We start from the raw sequence: 17682 nt of genomic DNA on the forward strand, positions 1-17682 counted from the left end.
TGTGCGCGGGAGCACAGGCGGGCCGCATCGGCTGCTCTACTATCTCTGATTTCGTGCGGTGCGACGGACACTGACGGGAGGCGAGCGATGGGTTGCGCGGGGGCAGGCTGCGGGGGACGAGTGAGTCGCCGCGCGGTGCTGGCGGCGGGCTTGGCCGCGACGTGGTTCGTCGCCGGCGCGCCCGAGTCGGTGCCGCGGCGCCTCGGCACCGATCCCGCCCACACCGACGTGCTGTTCATCGGTGCGCACCCGGATGACGAGTCGAGCAACCTGTCCACCTTCGGGCGCTGGCGCGAGGAACGGGGCTGGCGCACCGGCGTCGTGACGATCACCCGCGGTGAGGGCGGCGGCAACGCGGCGGGTCTCGAGGAAGGGCCGGAGCTGGGTTTGATCCGGGAGATCGAGGAGCGCCGTGCCACCGCGCCGTTCGGCATCGAGAACATCTTCTACCTGGACAAGCCCGACTTCTGGTACACCCTGTCGGCCCCGTTGACCGCGCGCGTGTGGGGTGTCGAGGACACCCTGGCGCGGCTCGTGCGACTGGTGCGTTCGACCACCCCGCACACCATCGTGGTGATGGATCCGCGTCCGTTCGATCAGCATGGTGGACACCAGCTTTCGGCGCGGCTTGGCATCGAGGCGTTCCGTGCCGCGGCGGACCCGCTTGCCTTTCCGGAACAGCTCGCCGAGGAAGGGTTGCGTCCGTGGCGGCCCGGCAGCTTGCTGGCGCAGAACTACGGGTTCGACGCACTGCTCGGGCCTGAGGCGGCCGAACAGCGGCGGATCGATCCGGCCAGCGGCCTGCCGGTGTTCGGCGTGTGGTCCGGGGCGCGGTCGCGGGCGCACGACACGAGCTGGGCACAGGTCGAGCGCGACGCGACCCGCCTTTATCTGACACAGGGTTTCGCGGCGAAGCCGCCCCTGGTGCCGTCGGATCCGCGCGAACTCGGTTCGGACTGGTTCACGGTGCTTGCCGAGCAAGGCCGCTTCGTCGAGGCGCCCGTGCGCCCGCAGGCCGGACTGCGACCGCTGTACGCCGAGTTCCGCGACTGGGCCGACCGAATCGGGTTGCCCTGGTTGGCCAATGGCGCGCAGCCCGCCTATCCGCCGAACCCGCGCACCGTGATTCCCGCGGTGCCTGCCGCGCCGGTGCTCGACGGCGTCGAGGGGCCGGGCGAATACCCCGGTCCAGCACTGCCGTTGGCGCTCTGGCAGGGCGAGGGGGACTGCGCGGCGACCGCGAAGCTGTCCAGGCACGCCGACGATCTGTACGTGCTGGTCGAGGTCACCGACGACCGCAAGGGCGCGGAGTTGGCCGCCGACGACATCAAAAGGCATTGGCGCACCGACTCGGTGGAGATCGCGCTGGATCCGCGTGGCGACTCCGACGACACCTCGACCACGTTCAAAGCCGGCATCCTGCCCTACACCGCGAGCCGGGGCGGACCGGCCGCCGAGCGCGACGCCGACAACGAGCAAGGCGTGGCCAGTGCGACGGCCCCAGGCCTGCGGGTCGCCGCACGGGTGAGCGAGCCGTATCGCGGCTACACGGTCGAGGTGAAGATCCCGCTGGCCGAGCTGCCCGCGCCGGTCGATCCCGCCGGTTTCGCGGTGAACATCCTGGTCTACGACTCCGATACCGCCGACAGGACCGGCCGCACCCGCCTTGCCTGGTCGCCTTTCGGCAGTCCGCAAGCCGACCCTTACGTGTGGGGGACCGCCGAGCTCGCCGATTACTCACCGCCGGTGGCACTTTCGGCGACCACGAGACCAGCCGTGATTCCGCGAACCGCCGCGCGTAGCGCCGATTCACCGGCATCGATCGCCCAGGCCACGCGCATCGGGGTACCGATCGCGGGCAATCCGCGCGCGGCTCGCTAGCGGAAGCGAATAGGCGCTTCCGGTTTCGCGCCGGGGCCGGACGCGGTAGACAGGATGATCAGCGCCCTGTCGGGCGACCCGCGCGGAGTGAGGAGTGTCGATGGAACCTGTCGTCGCGGTGACCGGAGGCAAGATCAGCGGCCGGACCGTCAACGGGGTCAGCGCGTTCCTCGGGGTGCCGTACGCGGAGCCGCCGGTCGGGCCCGCGCTGTTCCAGGCACCCCGACCGCCGGTGCCGTGGGCGGGGGTCCGCGCGGCGGTCGAGTTCGGCGCCAGCTGCCCGCAAACGCCGTACCCGCCCGCGCTCGCCACGATCTTCGGGAACCAGACGGTGCCGGGCGCGGAGTCGCTCAATGTCAATGTGTGGACGCCTGATCCGGGCGGGTCCGGCCTGCCGGTGCTGGTGTGGATCCACGGTGGCGCGTTCACCCGCGGCTCGAACGCGTTGCCCGTCTACGACGGCGCCGCGTTCGCGCGCGACGGCGTGGTGCTGGTTTCGCTCAATTACCGCCTCGGCGCAGCGGGTTTCGCGGTGCTCGACGGCGCACCGTCGAATCGCGGTCTGCTCGATCAGCAGTACGCGCTCGCCTGGGTCCAGGAGAACATCAGCGGCTTCGGCGGCGACCCGGACAACGTGACGGTCTTCGGTGAGTCGGCAGGCGCGATGAGCATCGCCGCCCTGCTCGCCTCGCCTCGCTCGGCCGGGCTGTTCGCCAAGGCGATCATCCAGAGCGGCAACGGCGAGGTCGTCGCGACCGAGGACGACGCACGCAAAGTGTCCGCCGAGATCGCCGCGACCCTCGGCATCGCCGCCACCGCAGCAGAGTTCGCCGCCGCCCCGCTGCCGGATCTGCTCGCCGCGCAGGAGAAGGCGGTCGCGGACCTGATCGCCGATACCGATCCGGCGCGCTGGGGTGCCTCGGTGATCACCGGTGGTCTGGCGTCGCTGCCTCTGCTTCCCGTGCTGGACGGGGTCGTACTGACCGAGCGGCCGATCGACGCGGTCGCCGCCGGGTCGGCCAGGGGGATCAGTCTGCTCATCGGGCATACCAGCGAGGAATTCCGGTTGTTCTTGGTCCCGACCGGTGTTGCCGCGGCATTGACCATGGACGCGCTGCCGGTCGTGCTGGGGCGGTACCAACTCGATGTCTCCTGCCTGGAACCGTATCTCGCGCGCCGACCCGGGGCGTCGGCCGGTGACCTGCTGTCCGAGGTACTCACCGATCGCGTGTTCCGGGTTCCGGCACGGCAATTGGCGCATGCCCAGGCGGCGACGGGCACGCCGGTGTTCGCCTTCGAATTCGCTTGGCGGCGAGTCGATCAGGATTTCGGCGCGTTCCACGCGCTGGAACTTCCGTTCGTGTTCGACACCCTCGCCGCGGCACCCGCGCTGGTCGGTCCGAACCCGGCCCAGTCGGTCGCGGACGAGATGCACGCGGCCTGGGTCGCCTTCGCGCGCACCGGCGACCCGGGCTGGCCGCGCGACAGCGCCGAGCTGCCGTCGGTGCGAGTGTTCGACGATCCGGCGCCGGCCTGACCGCGTGGCGCTCGTCCTCGGTGATCTCGACAGTGTGCGGCACGACCAGATCCAGCTCGGCCACCGAGCGTCCGTCTCGAAGTACGCCCTCGTGCAACGGGTCCAGGAAGACTCAGCGGCTTCGGGGAGTGCGACGCCGTACCTCTAGGGGCGCATCGTCACGACGGATGGCGGAGCGGTCCGCGGGCATGCGCGCCGACCTGGCGCAGATCCGGGCGCGCCGCAATAGTGCGTTCAGTGCGCGCTGCCACGCGAGGCCGGTGCCCGCCGGTGCGGGCTCTCGTCGACCAGTCCGAACACCCGCGCCATGGCGGTGCGACCGGCGGCGATCTGCTCGGTCGCCCTGTCCTGCAGGCGATCACGCAGCGCGGGCGCCGTGGTCCACAGCTCGCGGACGGCGTCGGTCAACCGCTGTTCGAGCGCGTCGTCGTCGAGCCGGATGATGCGCAGCCCGGTGCCGAACATGCCGGCCAGCCCGTGGAACTTGTCGTCGTAGTACCGCGACGCCGAGAGGGCGACCGCCGGAATGCCCTGGGACAGGGCGAAAACCGCGAGATGGTAGGTGCTGGTCACCAGCACACGGCAGTCCGCGACCTGGTGCGCGACGTCGGTGGCAGTCCCGGACCGGCGCACGGCGGGGCGCACCCGCCGCGCGCCGATGAGTAGGGGCAATGTGGCCCTGCGGTCCTCGGAGTCGTACTCGCTCACGATCAATGGTGCCAGCGCGGCACCGAATTCTGTTGCGCACGCCGATAATACGGCGGCGAGAACGCTGCGGGCGTGCGGCGTGACCCGCGAGTAGTCCGCGACCCGCAGGCACACACCTAGGTCGGTACCGAGCTCGGCGCGGCGCAACGCGTATCCGAATTCGACCGCGTCGTCACCGGTCACCAGGATGCGACCGGGTGCGACGCCGAGCTCGGCGAGCAGATCTGGGCCGCGCCGCCCCTCGCGCAGCGCGATGACGTCCACCCCGGGCAGCACCGCGCCCGCCCGGCGCAGCAGGTGCGGATCGCGCATCGGGCCGATGCCCTGCCCGATCATGGCGGTGGGAATGCCGAGCGCGGCAGCCTGTTCCAGTAGATCCAGGACGCGATGGGCTTGATACCGGTCGACATCGGTCAGATATCCGCCGCCTTGCGCGATCACCAGGGAGGCGTCGGTGAGCGCGGCAGGCAATGGAGCGGGCTCGAGCACCGCCGCGGTGTCCCGGCCAGCGCGATGGAGCGTGGCCCGTGCCGCCGTGCGGATCTGGCGCAGCCGCTCTTTCGGCGCATCCGAGGCGGCCCGCCAGTGCAGCGCGACCGGTCCGGGGTTGATCCGGCTAGTGAAACCTGAACGCGCCCAATGCCCGCCGGTGGCGGCGTGCACCGGTTCCGCCTCGGGCAGCAGCGCGCGCAGCACCATCGGCTGATCGGTCAGCATCCCGATTCGCGCGTCCGGCCAGTGTTCGCGCAGGCGCCGCACGGTGATCGCCATCATCGCGAGGTCGCCGCGATTGCGCAGCGCGTACTCGCCGTTGTCGACCAGCACCCGGATCGAGCCGCCGCCCGGCACGGTCAGTACGCCCCGTCGCCGCGGGCGACCGTGCGGATGGTCTTGGCCAGGATCGTCAGGTCCAGCCGCATCGACCAGTTGTCGACATAGCTGACGTCCAGGCGCATCGATTGTTCCAGCGACAGATCCGAGCGCCCACTGACCTGCCATAATCCGGTGATGCCCGGTTTGACCAAGAGCCTGCGCCGCATCGCGTCGTCGTAGGCGTCGACCTCGCGCCGCACCTGCGGGCGCGGCCCGACCACGCTCATCTCGCGGCGTAGGACGTTGAGGAACTGCGGCAGCTCGTCGAGGCTGTACTTGCGCAGGATGCGGCCGATCGGCGTCACCCGCGGATCGTGTTCGAGCTTGAAGAACACCGGATTGCCGCCCGCCGCGTCGATCAGCGCGCCCACGTGGTCGTCGGCGTCGACGTACATGCTCCGGAACTTGAGCATGGCGAATGGCTTGCCGTGCATGCCGATCCGCTCGGAGCGATAGAACACCGGCCCGGGGCTCGTGAGTTTGATCAGCAGCCCGATGACGAGCAGCGTCGGCGCGATGGTCAGCAGTGCCAGCCCGGCGAAGCACAGGTCGAAGACCGTCTTGGACCGCGCTCGCGCGAGGGGGTGCCGGGGTCTCGCGACATGCAGGACGGTCATGTTCGACACCGAGCGGCTGGTCACCCGGTCCCGGGCGACGTCGATCAGGCCGGTCGCCAGCAGCAGTTCGGCGCCGAGTTCCTCGAGGTCCCAAGCGAGCCTGCGGAATTCGTCGGGCGTGCAGAGGTCACCGCCGGTGAGCACGACCGCGTCGGCGCGGGTACGGTACACCGCTTCGGTCACCGAGCGCAGATCCCCGACGACCGGCAGCTGGTGACGTGCGCTCCCCGTGCCGCCGCCCGAACAGGCACAGGTCGGCGCGGGGGTACAGATGCCGATCACCTGGTAATTCGAGGCCGGATCGGCGGCAAAGGCGGCTGCGACCGCCCGCGCCGCCGTGGGCTGGCCGACAACCAGGACGGCGGTGGGCGCTCGGTGTGTGGTTGCGCCGCGACGGGTGGGACGTCCCCACAGCGCCCGGGTGCCGAGCAGCCCGAGCAGGCCGACCGGCAGCGCGAGCGCCACGTAGTCGCGGGTGGTGTCGAGCGGGAACAGCAGGGCGGCGATCGCGACGAGGGAGAACAGGTAGAGCAGTGCCGCGCCGAGGACCGCGAAGTCGGCCGCGGGCAAGTCCGCGACATGACCGCTGCGCCGACCTCGTCGCGTGACCGCGGGCGGATCGACGACAACCCCTGACCCGCACATATCTAAACGCATGGAGACGTTCCTATTTCATCGACGAGCGTGGCGATTAACACGAAAACGATTCTCCAGCCGACTCGGGAGAATTGCTTCTGAACAGAACCGCGAAGCGAGTGTCGCAGATCGATCGCGGGAAGAGAAAGGCCACACAATCCAGTGCGACGCACATCACATGAAGAGGTGATAGCTATGTCGTTGCGATATCGCGCTGGCCTCTGGTTTGTCGATGATTTACAACCATTGTTAGTGAAGCGTTGATTTCAGGTGGAGCTTAACGGAGGGGATGGCTTCGAATCCCGATGCTACTGTCGGTCTCTAGCGGCTATGAAAGGCTCGCGGAGCCGGTTGGTTTCGATGTCGCTGCGGTGTCACGAAGGTTGTGAGGTGTGCAGAAGCCCAAAAAGAACTGAGTGTTGCTGTAAGTATGCTGATGCGTGAATAATGGCGAAACTGATATTACTTGGACGGCTGATTCGCGCTGGCTATGGCACTGTTCAGATGCTGGTTGATTCGAGTGGGAGCATGCGTGATTTGTCGGCTTTGTGAATCCGCGCTGGTGAGCGTTCTTGATTTGGGCGCTTGCCCACCTTGTGAGAAATTCTTAACACAGGCGGAACTCGACCTGGTCGAGCCGAACTATCCGCTGCACCTGCGTCTGTGCCCGAACTGCCTGCTGTTGCAGATCCCGGCCTTGATCACACCGCAGGACACCTTCACCGAGTACGCCTACTTCTCCTCGTATTCCGAGAGTTGGGTGCGGCACGCGAAGGACTTTGTGGAGCAGGCGATCGCCCGCTTCGAGCTCGGCCCGCGCTCGTTCGTCGTCGAGGTGGCCAGCAACGACGGTTATCTGCTGCGGCACGCGGTCGCGGCGGGCGTGCCGTGCCTTGGCATCGAGCCGTCGGTGAATGTGGGTGCCGCGGCGCTGGCGCGCGGCATACCGACGATGTCGGCGTTCCTGGACGAGGAGACCGCGGCGAAGGTCCGCGCCGAGTACGGTCCGGCGGATCTGGTGGTGGCCAACAACGTGTACGCCCACATTCCCGATCTGCTCGGCTTCACCCGGGCACTGCGCGAACTGCTCATCGACGACGGCTGGCTGGCGATCGAGGTGCACCACGCGTTGAATCTGGTGCGGCTCGGGCAGTTCGACACCATCTACCACGAGCACTTCCAGTACTACACCGTGCTCTCGGCCCAGCGTGCGCTCGCCACCGCGGGTTTGACCGTGGTCGACGTCGAACACCTTGCCACGCACGGCGGTTCGCTGCGGATATGGGCCCGGCCGGACCCGGTCGCGATGCCGGGCCGCCGGGTGGCCGACGCGCTCGCGGTGGAAGCCGCGGCGGGCCTGCACGAGGTCGGCGGATACGCCGCGTTGCGCCCGCGCGCCGAGGCGGTGCGCCACGAGCTGCTGCGCTTTCTGCTCGACGCGCGCGGGCAGGGCAAGCGAGTGGTCGGCTACGGCGCGCCGGGCAAGGGCAACACCCTGCTCAACTACTGCGGCATCCGGCCCGACCTGCTCGAGTACACCGTGGACCGAAACCCATACAAGCACGGCAGATTCACGCCGGGCAGCCGGATCCCCATCCATCCGCCGGAGCGGATCGACCGCGACGAGCCCGATGTCGTGGTCGTGCTGCCCTGGAATCTCGAAGCCGAGATCACCGCTCAGCTGCGCCACATCGGCGACTGGGGCGGCGAACTCGTCTACCCACTGCCTACCCTGCGTCGCGCGGAGCTGTCATGAAAGTTGTCCTGTTCTGTGGTGGCCACGGCATGCGCATGCGCAACGGCACCGACGATGTCATCCCCAAGCCCATGCAGATGGTCGGGCCGCGCCCGTTGATCTGGCATGTCATGCGCTACTACGCGCACCACGGCCACAAGGACTTCATCCTGTGTCTCGGCTACGGCGCCAACCACATCAAGAACTACTTCCTGACCTACCAGGAGTCGGTGTCCAACGACTTCGTCATCCGGGACGGACAGGTCGAGCTGCTGCAGTCCGATATCAGCGACTGGACCATCACCTTCGTCGACACCGGTGTCGACTCGGCGATCGGCGAACGATTGCGCCGCGTCCGTGGCCATCTGGGCGGTGAGCAGCGGTTCCTCGCGAACTACGCCGACGTGCTCACCGATGCGCCCCTGAACCGGATGATCGACAAGTTCACCGCCTCCGGCGCCGCCGCGGCGATGCTGATCGTCCCACCGCAGTCGTCGTTCCACTGCGTGGACATCACCGACGCGGGCGAGATCAAGAACATCACACCCGTTGCGCGACTGCCGATCTGGGAGAACGGCGGCTACTTCGTGCTCACCCAGGAGGTATTCGAACTGCTGCCGCCCGGCGGCGATCTGGTCGAGGACGCCTGCGGGGCGCTGGCGAGTCAGGGCAGGCTCTTCGGCTATCAGCATCTTGGCTTCTGGAAGCCCGCCGACACCTTCAAGGAGCGCGCGGAACTCGACGACGGCTACCACCGCGGCGACCGTCCCTGGATGATCTGGGAGGGCAGCGACGGCCTCGAGGTCGTGTCGTGAAAGTGCTACGCCCGGAACCGATCACCGAGATCGCGGTGCTCGGCGCGCACTGCGACGACATCGCGATCGGCCTCGGTGGCACGCTGCTCACGCTGGCGCGAAGCGTGCCGGGACTGATGGTTCGGGCCCTGGTGCTGAGCGGTGGCGGTACGGCGCGAGCCGAGGAGGAACGGGCCGCGCTCACGGCGTTCTGTCCTGGCGCGCGGGTCGAGCTGACCGTGCTCGATATCCCTGACGGCCGCGCCCCCGCGCACTGGGGCCAGGTGAAGGACGCGGTCGCCGCGCTGCGCCGCCGGGGCACACCGGATCTCGTGTTCGCGCCCACCCGGACCGACGCGCACCAGGATCACCGGCTGCTCGCCGAACTGGTGCCCACCGAGTACCGGGATCACCTGACGCTCGGCTACGAGATCCCTAAGTGGGAGACCGACACCCCGCGGCCCACCTTCTTCCACCGGCTGCCGCCGGGAACGGCCGAGGAGAAGGCCAGGCTGCTGGTGAAACATTATCCCTCGCAACATGGTCGGGACTGGTTCGACGAGCGCGCCTTCCTCGCCACGGTCCGGCTGCGCGGGGTGCAGTGCCACGGCGAATACGCCGAGGCCTTCGTGGCCGAGAAGACCGTCGCCAGTTTCGGAGGTATGTGAGATGCGGGTCCTCGTCACCGGTCATCAAGGCTATCTCGGTACCGTCATGGTGCCGTTCCTGCGTGCCGCTGGGCATGACGTAACCGGTTTGGACATCGGCTATTTCGCCGATTGCGTGCTCGGCGCGGCACCGGACGACCCGCCGGGGATCGCGGTGGATCTGCGCGAGGTGACCGCGGCCCAGCTCGCCGGCTTCGACGCGGTGGTGCACCTGGCCGCGCTGTCCAACGACCCGTTGGGCGCGCTCGCGCCGCGCGTCACCCACGACATCAACCATCACGCCTCGGTGCGCCTGGCCCGACTGGCCAAGGACGCCGGGGTGCGCCGATTCCTGTATGCCTCGACCTGCTCGGTCTACGGCGCGGCGGGCGAGGAACTCGTCACCGAGGAGGCGCCGCTGCGGCCGCTGACGCCGTACGCCCTGAGCAAGGTGCGGGTCGAGGATGATCTGCGCGCGCTCGCCGATTCCGGGTTCGCGCCGGTGTTCCTGCGCAACGCGACGGCCTTCGGCTTCTCGCCGCGCCTGCGCGCCGACATCGTATTGAACAACCTGGTCGGCTACGCGGTGCTGACCGGTGTGGTGCGGGTGCTTTCGGACGGCACGCCGTGGCGGCCGCTGGTGCACGCCCAGGACATCGCGCGCGCCTTCGCCCGCTGCCTGGTCGCCCCGGTGGAGTCGATCCACTGCGCGGCCTACAACATCGGCACCGAGGCCAACAACCTCACCGTCGCCGAGATCGCGAGCGCCGTCGTCGACGTGGTGCCCGGCGCTCGGCTGGTGATCGCCGGTACCTCCGGATCGGACGCGCGGTCCTACCGTGTCGACTTCGGCAGGGCGCGTGAGCGGCTCGGCTTCGAAGCCGAGTGGAGCGTCGCGGACGGCGCCGCGGAACTGCACCGGGAGTACCTGGCCCGCGGGCTCTCCGCCGACGACTTCTTCCAGCGGTTCACCCGGCTCGCGCGGCTGACCGAGTTGAAAGACGGCGGGGTGCTGGATGACTCGCTGTTCCGGGTCAGGATCGGGGCGTAGCGTGCGTAAGCGCCTCGCGCAACGTGCGCCAACTCCCCGCCGCCGCGTCGCGGGCCGAGACCACCGTGACCGGCTGCGGCCATGCGATGGCCAGGTCCGGGTCGTCGTGGGCCACCGCGATGTCCTCGGCCGGGTCGTGCGGGCGGTCGATCCGATAGCAGACGTCGGCGATCGGGGTGAGCGCCTGGAAGCCGTGCAGGAAGCCCGGCGGGACGTACAGGTGCCGGAACTCGTTGTCGTCCAACAGAAACGCTTGCTGCCGGCCGAAGGTCGGGGACTGCGGGCGGATGTCGACCAGCACGTCGTGCACCGCGCCGTGCGCACAGCGCACCAGCTTGGCTTCGCCGCGACCCGAGCGCCCGTGCATGCCGCGGATCACGCCGCGCGCCGAGCGCGACTGCGAGTCCTGCACGAAGGTCGCGGCCTTGCCCGGCATGCCGAGGTGCTCGTCGAACTCGACGGCGTCGAACGTGCGGGTGAACAGGCCACGGTCGTCCCGGAACGGCTTCGGAACGAGCACCATGACGTCGGCGAGGTCGCTCGGCTCGATGCGCACCAGGCCATCGTGCCCGACGGGGCCCGCCTCGCGCCATCGCAAGCCCGGATTCGTCTGGCGGCCAGGCACGGCGCCGAGGTCCGGCCGAACCGTGCGTGCGCCGGAAGAGGTTTCGGCGCCGGTCCAAGGTGGTCGCGATGAAGGAGTGCCGCGCGTGCGTGGACACCCGCCTGCGCCGGGTGCTGGATCTGGGGCGCATGCCCGCCGCCGACGACTTCCCGCCCGCCGCCGCGCCGGTGCGGGCGGACGAGGCGGCCTACCCGCTCGCGATGGAGCTGTGCCCGGGATGCGGCCTGGCCCAGCTCGCGCAGGACGATACCCGGACCGCGGAGCCGCGCGGTGTCGAACCGCAGGCCCTGCGGGATCAAGCCGTCGCCGCCGTCGAGCGGGTCGGCGCCGACGGCTGGCTACGCGGTGCGACGGTGCGTGAATTCGCCAGTCCGCACGGCGGAAGCTGGCTGCCGCACCTGGTCGAGCGCGGCTTCGGCGTGGTCACCGACGTGGCCGACCTGGTGCTCGACTGCTTCGGCAGTATGCACGAGCCGGACCAGCGCGCAGCGTTCGTCGCACGGGCGAAAGCGACCGCGCCGGAAGGGGTGCTGCTGTTGCAGTTCCACTCGCTGCTCACGATCGTCCGGCAGCGGCAGTGGAACGCGTTGCGCCACGGTCACTTCGCCTACTACTCGCTGACCGTGGTGCGCGAGTTGCTGCGCCGGGTCGGGATGAGCGTGGCCACGGCATGGGAATTCGACCTGTACGGCGGCACCGTGCTCGCCGCGGCGGTGCACGGGGTGCGCGAGCCGGACGCCGCCGTGCGCAGGATTCTGGCCGCGGAGGCCGGGCTCGGCGACCCCGCGGTGGTCGGCGTCCTCCAGTCGGCGGCGGAGGCGCACGTGCGGGTCCTGCGTGACCGTCTGACGGCCGAAACCGCCGCCGGTCGTTCGGTTTACGCCTACGGTGCGGCCTCGCGTGCGGTGGCGTTGTTCAGCCTGGCGGGAATCCACCGCGGGTTGGTGCGCGCGGTCGCGGACGCCGCGCCCGCCAAACAGGGCAGGCGGATGCCGGGCACCGATGTCCCGATCATCTCGCCCGCCGAGCTGCTGCGCGCTCGGCCCGACCGGGTGCTGCTGACCCTGCCGGATCTGCGCCCCGAACTCGAGGCGCGTTTCCCGGAACTGGCGAGCCGCTGGCTCTGCGCCGAAGACACCCTGACGGATGAGGAACCCGCCCGATGACCGAGCTGTCCATCTGTGTGCCCGCCTACAACGCGGGCCGGACCCTGGCGGCGACCATGCGGTCGATCCTGCGGCAGGACCTGGACTTCGAGCTCGTCGTGCTCGACAACGCGAGCGCGGACGAGACATCCGCCATCGCAAGGTCTTTCGACGACCCCAGGGTCCGGGTATTCCGCAACGACCAGGTGCTGCCGATCGGTGACAACTGGAACGTCACCATCGCCCGTTCCACCCGACGGCTGGTGAAGGTGGTGTGCGCCGACGACGTGCTGCTGCCGGGCTCGCTCGCCGCTCAACTCGAGGTCATGGCCGATCCGGCGATCGCGATCAGCTCGGCCCGCTTCCAGGTGATCGACGAGGCGGGCGCGGTGCTCGAAACGGGACTCGGACTGCCCGGCCTGGTCGGCACGCATCCGGCGGGTCCGGTGCTGCGCACGATCGTGCGTGAGGGCCCCGCCGAGTTCGGCCCGACCGCGGCGGCGATGTTCCGGCGCGCGGACTTCGATCGGGTCGGCGGACTGCGCGGCGATCTGGTGTTCCCGATGGATGTGGACCTGTTCGGCCGTGTCGCGGCGTTCGGTCAGTTCGTCGGGCTGCCGGGAGTGCTTGCCGCCTGGCGGAATTCGACGTTCAACCTGTGCAGCCAGACCTCGACGGCGCGCAAACTGGTCGAGCTGCTGCGCTTCCATCATCGGATCGCGGGCGAGTATCCCCAGCACGTCGGTCGCCTTGACGTTTTGGTCGCCGATGGGAGATTGGTGCGCACTGCGCTGCACCGGGCGAACGTGCGGGCGCGCGCGGTGGCCGGGAGCCTGACGGCCCGGGTCGGCGCGCGGGAGGTGCGGACATGACCGCGCGCACCGAGCCGGTGCGGGTGCACATGACCGGCGCCGAATGGTTCGGCTCGGCGCCGGGCGGGCTCAACCGTTACTTCACTGACCTGTTCGCCGCGCTGCGCGCGCATCCCGGCACCGAGGTGTCGGCGGTGGCGTTCGGCGATCCGCCGTCCGGTGCGCGCTCATGGGGCCGGCTCGGCGGCTCCACGGTGCGCCGCGTGACTCGTTCTGTCGTCGCGCGTCCCGCCGCACGCCGCCCCGGGGTGCTCGATCGGCATTTCTGCCTGTACGGGCCCCCTGCTGCCGGTGCTGCGCGTGGACAGCGACTCGTGGTGCACTTCCACGGCCCGTGGGCCGCCGAGAGCAGGCTCGCCGGCGAGTCCGAATGTGCCACGCGGGCAAAGTATCTCGTGGAGCGGATGCGCTACGCGGGCGCTGAGCGTTTCGTCGTGCTCTCCGAGGAGTTCCGTCGAGTGCTGGTGTCCGACTATCGCGTGGCCGAGGAGCGTGTCGAAGTCATCGCGCCCGGAGTCGATCTCGACCGATTCGCCGTGGCCGCGCCACCGGATTCCGCACAAGAGCCTGTCGTGCTTTGCATTCGGCGACTGGAACGCCGAATGGGCATCGACCGCTTGCTGCGCGCCTGGCCCGCGGTGCTGTCCGCGCGGCCCGACGCGCGTCTGGTGATCATCGGAACCGGCAGTGCCGAACGGGAATTGCGCGAACTGGCGGCATCGAGCGGGCTCCAGCACTCGGTCACCTTCGCCGGGCACGTCCGCGACGAGCGGCTGGCCGCCCACTACGCGCGGGCGTGCTGCACCGTGGTGCCCTCGGTCGCGCTGGAGGGTTTCGGGCTGATCGCCCTGGAATCGCTGGCCTGCGGGCGCGCCCCGATCGTCACCGACTGCGGTGGCCTGCCGGACGCGGTGCGCGGGCTCGATCCTTCGCTGATCGTGGCGGCCGACGACGTGGACGCACTCGCGGCCCGCATCGCCGCCGCTCTGGCGGGGGCCTTGCCCACGGCGCAAAGCTGTCGCGCCCATGCGGAGTCGTTCTCTTGGGCGGCGGCGGCCGCCCGGCACCACACGCTGTACACGGAGCTACATCAATGATCAGGGCACTATTCCTCGCACACACCGCCGCGCCGTCGGGCGCCGAGCTGGCGACCATGCGGTTGCTGTCCGCGCTCGCGGAACGGACCACCGTCGAACCGGTGATGCTGTTCACCGAGAACGGTCCGATGGTGCGCCGAATCCGTTCCCGTGGCATTCGTACTCTGTTGATGCCCAATGGCTTCCGCAGTCGATCGTTGACCATCGACGGCGCGAGTCCGCGCCGGTTGCTCAGCGGTGCGCTCGACCTGATCCGGGTGGGGCGCAGGCTCGGCACCAAGACCCGAAGGCTGGAGGTGCAGGTGCTCGTCGCGGGGAGCACCAAGGCCATGCTGATGGGCGCGGTCGCGGCGCGGCGCGCCCGGGTCCCGCTGATCTGGTCGGTGCACGACCAGATCACCAGCGAATACTTCGGCCGGTGGCTGGCCTGGGGCATCCGCCTGCTCGGCTGGGCGGTCAGCGACGGCTACCTGGTGAACAGCCGCTCGACCGCGAACTCGCTGATCACCTGGCGCAGGCCGGTGGCGGTGGTGTACCCCGGTATCGAACCCGACCCCGTACCCATCCGGGCGCGGACACCGCAGCGCGCGCCCGATGACGTCGTCGTCGCGATGGTCGGCCGGCTGACCCCGTGGAAGGGCCAGGACGTGTTGCTGCGCGCGCTCGCGCAGGTGAAAGTGCCGCCGCGCCAGGTCTTCCTGATCGGGGGCACGCTTTTCGACGAGGAGGCCTACCGTGCCGAACTGGAGCGCGCGGCGCGCGAGCTGCGCGTCCCGGTGACCTTCACCGGGCACCTGGACGATCCGCGAAACCACCTGCGCCAGGCCGACATCCTGGTGCACTGCTCGGTGCTGGCCGAGCCCTTCGGTCAGGTCGTCGTCGAGGGGTTGCAGGCAGGGTGCGCGGTGATCGCGAGCAGGCCGGGTGGTCCGGCCGAGATCATCGAACCCGGAGTGCACGGCGTGCTGGTGGACGGCGGCGACGCCGCCCAGCTCGCCTGCGCCCTGGACACACTCACGACCGATCCTGGGTTGCGCACGCGGCTCGCGGCCGCGGGCGTGCGGCGGGCCCGCGAATTCGACATCACCGCGTCGGCACGGGTCGCCGCGGAGTTCCTGACCACCATGGCGGGGGCGCGCCGTGGCTGAGACCGGTACCGCCGCACCGCCCGCGCCGCGTCGTCGGCGCGGGATGGTCGTGGTGTTGCGCGACATCGGTTTCGTCAGCTTCGGCAAGTACGGGCAGTACTTGATCACGGTGGTGACCCTGCCGATCATCGCCAGGGTGCTCGGCGCCGAAGGGCTCGGCCTGCTGGCCATCGGCATGTCGGCGTACTTCATCGGCACGCTGGTGGTGGATCTGGGCATCACGTCCTTCCTGGCCGCGCAGGTCAACGAAAGACGCACGGACACAGCGCGCATCGCGCAGTTGCGCGGCGACTATCTGGCGGTCCGGCTGACGATTCTCGGTGCCCTCGGCGTGCTGCTCGCGCTCGCCACGATGGCCGGAGCGCCCGCCCGGCTGCACATGGCGCTGCTCGGCCTGGTCGCCGGTGGCTGCTGGTCGATCTCGGAGGACTGGCTGTTGATCGGGCAGGGCAGGTTCGGGGCGTCGGCGGTGTATCAGGGGGTCGGGCGGGTCGTCTATCTGCTGCTGCTGGTTCTGCTGTTGCCGCGCTGGCCCAGTGCGTCGGCCGCGCTGCTGTGCCTGCTGATCTCGGCGCTCGTCACCGTCGCGGCGACCTGGATAGACGCGTGGCGCCGCTTCGGCGCACCGGCCCGGCCGCGGGCGGTACGGACGGTCCTGCGGCTCGGCGCACCGGTTTTCGCGTCCCGGCTGCTGGTCACCGGCTACGGTCAGGGCGCGCCGGTGGTCTATGCCGCGGTGCTCGACGCCGCCTCGCTCGGGTTGTACTCGGCCGGTGACCGTTTGGTGCGCGCCATCCAATCATTGCTCGACACCGTCGGATTCGCGTTCCTGCCCCGGATGGCGCGGCGCAGCGCGCACGAGCGGTTCTGGCGCAACGCGATCCAGGTGCTGACGGTGTGCGTGTGCGCGGCGGGACTCGCGGCGGCGGGCGTGTGGCTCTTGGCGCCGACGCTGGTCCAGCTGATCTTCGGCAGCGGATTCGACGGCACCGTAGCGCTGTTGCGGGCGGAGGTGCTGATCCTGCCCGCGATGACGGTGAGCTCGTTCATCACCACGGCGCTGCTGCCGGTGCGCCAGGACACGGCCGGTGTGCTGGTCGGCGCGCTCATCGGGACCGGGGTGGCGGCGTCCGCGCTGGCCGTCGCGTTCCGGAACAACTCGGTGTGGGTGCTCGTGTACGGCACCGTGCTCACCGAATGCGCGGTGGCGCTCTGGTATCTCGTCCGAATCCGGTGGCTGATCGGGCGTGAGCGCGCCGCCGCGGCGGCCGTCGCGAAGGAGGCACCGCGATGAGGATCTTGTACGTTGGCGACGACTGGATCGGCAGCAACGCGCGCTCGCTGGCCGACGGATTCCGTCAGGCGGGCCACGAGGTGGTGGTGATCGATTCCACCCCCGTCACGCTGCCCCCGCGACTGTCACCGAGCTGGTGGTACGCCAAGGCGGCCGGCCGACGGGCCGCCTGGACCACCGACGCGGTGCACGACCGGATCGACAGTGCCGCGGCCGAATTCAAGCCCGATCTGCTGTTCGCGTTCAAGGCCGTGCACCTGGACCAGCAGCGCCTGCTGAGCACGCCCGCCGACCTGCGGGTGCACTACAGCCCCGACGACGTGTCGAATCCGGCGAACACGAGCGCGGACTACCTGGCCTACGAGTCGGAATGGGATCTTGTGGTCACCACCAAGCGCCACAACGTGCCGGAATTGCACGCGCGCGGTGCGCGTGGCGTGCGCTTCGTGCGCAGCGCCTACGACCCGGCCTGGCACCACCGGTGCGCCCGCCGCGCCGTGCGGCGCTACCTGGCCGGGTTCATCGGCGCCCGCCGCCCGGATCGCAGCCCGCTGCTGGTCGAGCTGGCGCGGGAGTACGGCCCGGATCTCGTGGTGCACGGGCCGGGGTGGCGCCGGACGCGGCAGCTGCGCGCCACCTCGGCCGCGCTCGGCGGGGCGGTGTACGGCGAGCATTTCGCCGTTGCGGTCGCCTCGATCACCGCCAACCTGGTGCTGCTCAATTCCGATAATCGCGACACCCACACCTGCCGATCGTTCGAAATACCGGCGTCCGGAGGGCTTTTCGTCGGGCAGCGGACCGAAGAGCATGCCCAGCTGCTCGACGAGGGCACCGAGTGCTTCCTGTTCTCCGATGGCGCCGAGTTGCGCGAGATCCTCGCGCGGTGCGCCCGGCGCCCGGAGGCGGTCGAGCGGGTGGCGGCGGCCGGGTATCGGCGGATCACCGGGGAGCGGCACCGCTATGTCGACCGGGCGGAGGAGATCATCGATGCGCTCACCTGATTCGTTCGGCATGGCCGCGGG

At 69.8% G+C, this 17682-nt stretch carries 15 protein-coding genes; 12 read left to right on the forward strand and 3 right to left on the reverse strand.

Annotation, left to right across the window (positions count from 1 at the left end; all coding sequences use genetic code 11):
* Positions 1 to 120: 120 nt before the first annotated feature.
* Together F5X71_RS13790 and F5X71_RS13795 are read left to right on the forward strand one after the other, a co-directional pair.
* A complete protein-coding gene (locus F5X71_RS13790) occupies positions 121 to 1881 on the forward strand; it encodes a sugar-binding protein (protein ID WP_238815879.1) in 1761 nt (586 codons plus the stop codon).
* A 100-nt stretch (positions 1882 to 1981) separates the two neighbouring features.
* Positions 1982 to 3418, forward strand: coding sequence for a carboxylesterase/lipase family protein (locus tag F5X71_RS13795; protein ID WP_167462300.1), 1437 nt, complete (start codon positions 1982 to 1984; stop codon positions 3416 to 3418).
* A 234-nt stretch (positions 3419 to 3652) separates the two neighbouring features.
* On the opposite strand, the gene F5X71_RS13800 is transcribed toward F5X71_RS13795, so the two are convergent.
* Positions 3653 to 4975, reverse strand: coding sequence for a polysaccharide pyruvyl transferase family protein (locus F5X71_RS13800; protein ID WP_167462301.1), 1323 nt, complete (start codon positions 4973 to 4975; stop codon positions 3653 to 3655).
* A gap of 2 nt (positions 4976 to 4977) precedes the next feature.
* The gene (locus F5X71_RS13805; RefSeq protein WP_238815880.1) at positions 4978 to 6186 is read right to left on the reverse strand and encodes a sugar transferase; all 1209 of its coding nucleotides are present in this window, start codon (positions 6184 to 6186) and stop codon (positions 4978 to 4980) included.
* Positions 6187 to 6784: 598 nt separating this feature from the next.
* On the opposite strand from F5X71_RS13805, the gene F5X71_RS13810 reads away from it, so the two are divergent.
* The 4 genes from F5X71_RS13810 to F5X71_RS13825 are packed head-to-tail and all read left to right on the forward strand — an operon-like array spanning position 6785 to position 10479.
* Positions 6785 to 8008 carry a class I SAM-dependent methyltransferase gene (locus F5X71_RS13810; protein ID WP_167462302.1) on the forward strand — a complete coding sequence of 408 codons (1224 nt, stop codon included), beginning with the start codon at positions 6785 to 6787 and terminating at the stop codon, positions 8006 to 8008.
* Entirely contained in the window at positions 8005 to 8802 is a 798-nt protein-coding gene (locus F5X71_RS13815) for a sugar phosphate nucleotidyltransferase (protein ID WP_167462303.1), read from the forward strand. The genes F5X71_RS13810 and F5X71_RS13815 overlap by 4 nt, the downstream gene beginning before the upstream one ends.
* Positions 8799 to 9449 carry a PIG-L deacetylase family protein gene (locus tag F5X71_RS13820; RefSeq protein WP_167462304.1) on the forward strand — a complete coding sequence of 217 codons (651 nt, stop codon included), beginning with the start codon at positions 8799 to 8801 and terminating at the stop codon, positions 9447 to 9449. Before F5X71_RS13815 ends, F5X71_RS13820 begins: the two co-directional genes overlap by 4 nt.
* Before the next feature lies 1 nt (position 9450).
* A complete protein-coding gene (locus F5X71_RS13825) occupies positions 9451 to 10479 on the forward strand; it encodes an NAD-dependent epimerase/dehydratase family protein (RefSeq protein WP_167462305.1) in 1029 nt (342 codons plus the stop codon).
* Here the strand turns inward: F5X71_RS13825 and F5X71_RS13830 are convergent.
* Positions 10463 to 11035 carry a dTDP-4-dehydrorhamnose 3,5-epimerase family protein gene (locus F5X71_RS13830; protein WP_167462306.1) on the reverse strand — a complete coding sequence of 191 codons (573 nt, stop codon included), beginning with the start codon at positions 11033 to 11035 and terminating at the stop codon, positions 10463 to 10465. The two genes, F5X71_RS13825 and F5X71_RS13830, sit on opposite strands and share 17 nt — an antisense overlap.
* A 137-nt stretch (positions 11036 to 11172) precedes the next feature.
* On the opposite strand from F5X71_RS13830, the gene F5X71_RS13835 reads away from it, so the two are divergent.
* From F5X71_RS13835 to F5X71_RS13860, 6 genes are read left to right on the forward strand one after another with little or no spacing between them, the layout of a single operon-like run.
* Positions 11173 to 12270 (forward strand): transferase, encoded by a 1098-nt coding sequence (locus F5X71_RS13835; protein WP_167462307.1) that lies wholly within the window; start codon positions 11173 to 11175, stop codon positions 12268 to 12270.
* The gene (locus tag F5X71_RS13840) at positions 12267 to 13121 is read left to right on the forward strand and encodes a glycosyltransferase family 2 protein (protein WP_167462308.1); all 855 of its coding nucleotides are present in this window, start codon (positions 12267 to 12269) and stop codon (positions 13119 to 13121) included. Before F5X71_RS13835 ends, F5X71_RS13840 begins: the two co-directional genes overlap by 4 nt.
* 29 nt (positions 13122 to 13150) lie before the next feature.
* Positions 13151 to 14218, forward strand: a complete 1068-nt coding sequence (locus F5X71_RS13845) for a glycosyltransferase family 4 protein (protein WP_167466458.1) — start codon at positions 13151 to 13153, stop codon at positions 14216 to 14218.
* Positions 14215 to 15366, forward strand: coding sequence for a glycosyltransferase family 4 protein (locus F5X71_RS13850; protein ID WP_167462309.1), 1152 nt, complete (start codon positions 14215 to 14217; stop codon positions 15364 to 15366). The genes F5X71_RS13845 and F5X71_RS13850 overlap by 4 nt, the downstream gene beginning before the upstream one ends.
* 43 nt (positions 15367 to 15409) lie before the next feature.
* A complete protein-coding gene (locus tag F5X71_RS13855; RefSeq protein ID WP_167466459.1) occupies positions 15410 to 16660 on the forward strand; it encodes a lipopolysaccharide biosynthesis protein in 1251 nt (416 codons plus the stop codon).
* On the forward strand, positions 16657 to 17661 hold the full coding sequence (locus tag F5X71_RS13860; RefSeq protein ID WP_167462310.1) for a CgeB family protein: 1005 nt from the start codon (positions 16657 to 16659) through the stop codon (positions 17659 to 17661). The genes F5X71_RS13855 and F5X71_RS13860 overlap by 4 nt, the downstream gene beginning before the upstream one ends.
* Positions 17662 to 17682: the final 21 nt, after the last annotated feature.

It is taken from the genome of Nocardia brasiliensis (assembly GCF_011801125.1).
Classification (GTDB): Bacteria; Actinomycetota; Actinomycetes; order Mycobacteriales; family Mycobacteriaceae; genus Nocardia; species Nocardia brasiliensis_C.

Bases quoted from the DNA above. Each gene is read 5' to 3' on its own strand.
- F5X71_RS13795 (WP_167462300.1), top strand. From the start codon at position 1,982: ATGGAACCTGTCGTCGCGGTGACCGGAGGCAAGATCAGCGGCCGGACC.
- F5X71_RS13815 (WP_167462303.1), top strand. From the start codon at position 8,005: ATGAAAGTTGTCCTGTTCTGTGGTGGCCACGGCATGCGCATGCGCAAC.
- F5X71_RS13825 (WP_167462305.1), top strand. From the start codon at position 9,451: ATGCGGGTCCTCGTCACCGGTCATCAAGGCTATCTCGGTACCGTCATG.
- F5X71_RS13835 (WP_167462307.1), top strand. From the start codon at position 11,173: ATGAAGGAGTGCCGCGCGTGCGTGGACACCCGCCTGCGCCGGGTGCTG.
- F5X71_RS13840 (WP_167462308.1), top strand. From the start codon at position 12,267: ATGACCGAGCTGTCCATCTGTGTGCCCGCCTACAACGCGGGCCGGACC.
- F5X71_RS13845 (WP_167466458.1), top strand. From the start codon at position 13,151: ATGACCGGCGCCGAATGGTTCGGCTCGGCGCCGGGCGGGCTCAACCGT.
- F5X71_RS13850 (WP_167462309.1), top strand. From the start codon at position 14,215: ATGATCAGGGCACTATTCCTCGCACACACCGCCGCGCCGTCGGGCGCC.
- F5X71_RS13855 (WP_167466459.1), top strand. From the start codon at position 15,410: ATGGTCGTGGTGTTGCGCGACATCGGTTTCGTCAGCTTCGGCAAGTAC.
- F5X71_RS13860 (WP_167462310.1), top strand. From the start codon at position 16,657: ATGAGGATCTTGTACGTTGGCGACGACTGGATCGGCAGCAACGCGCGC.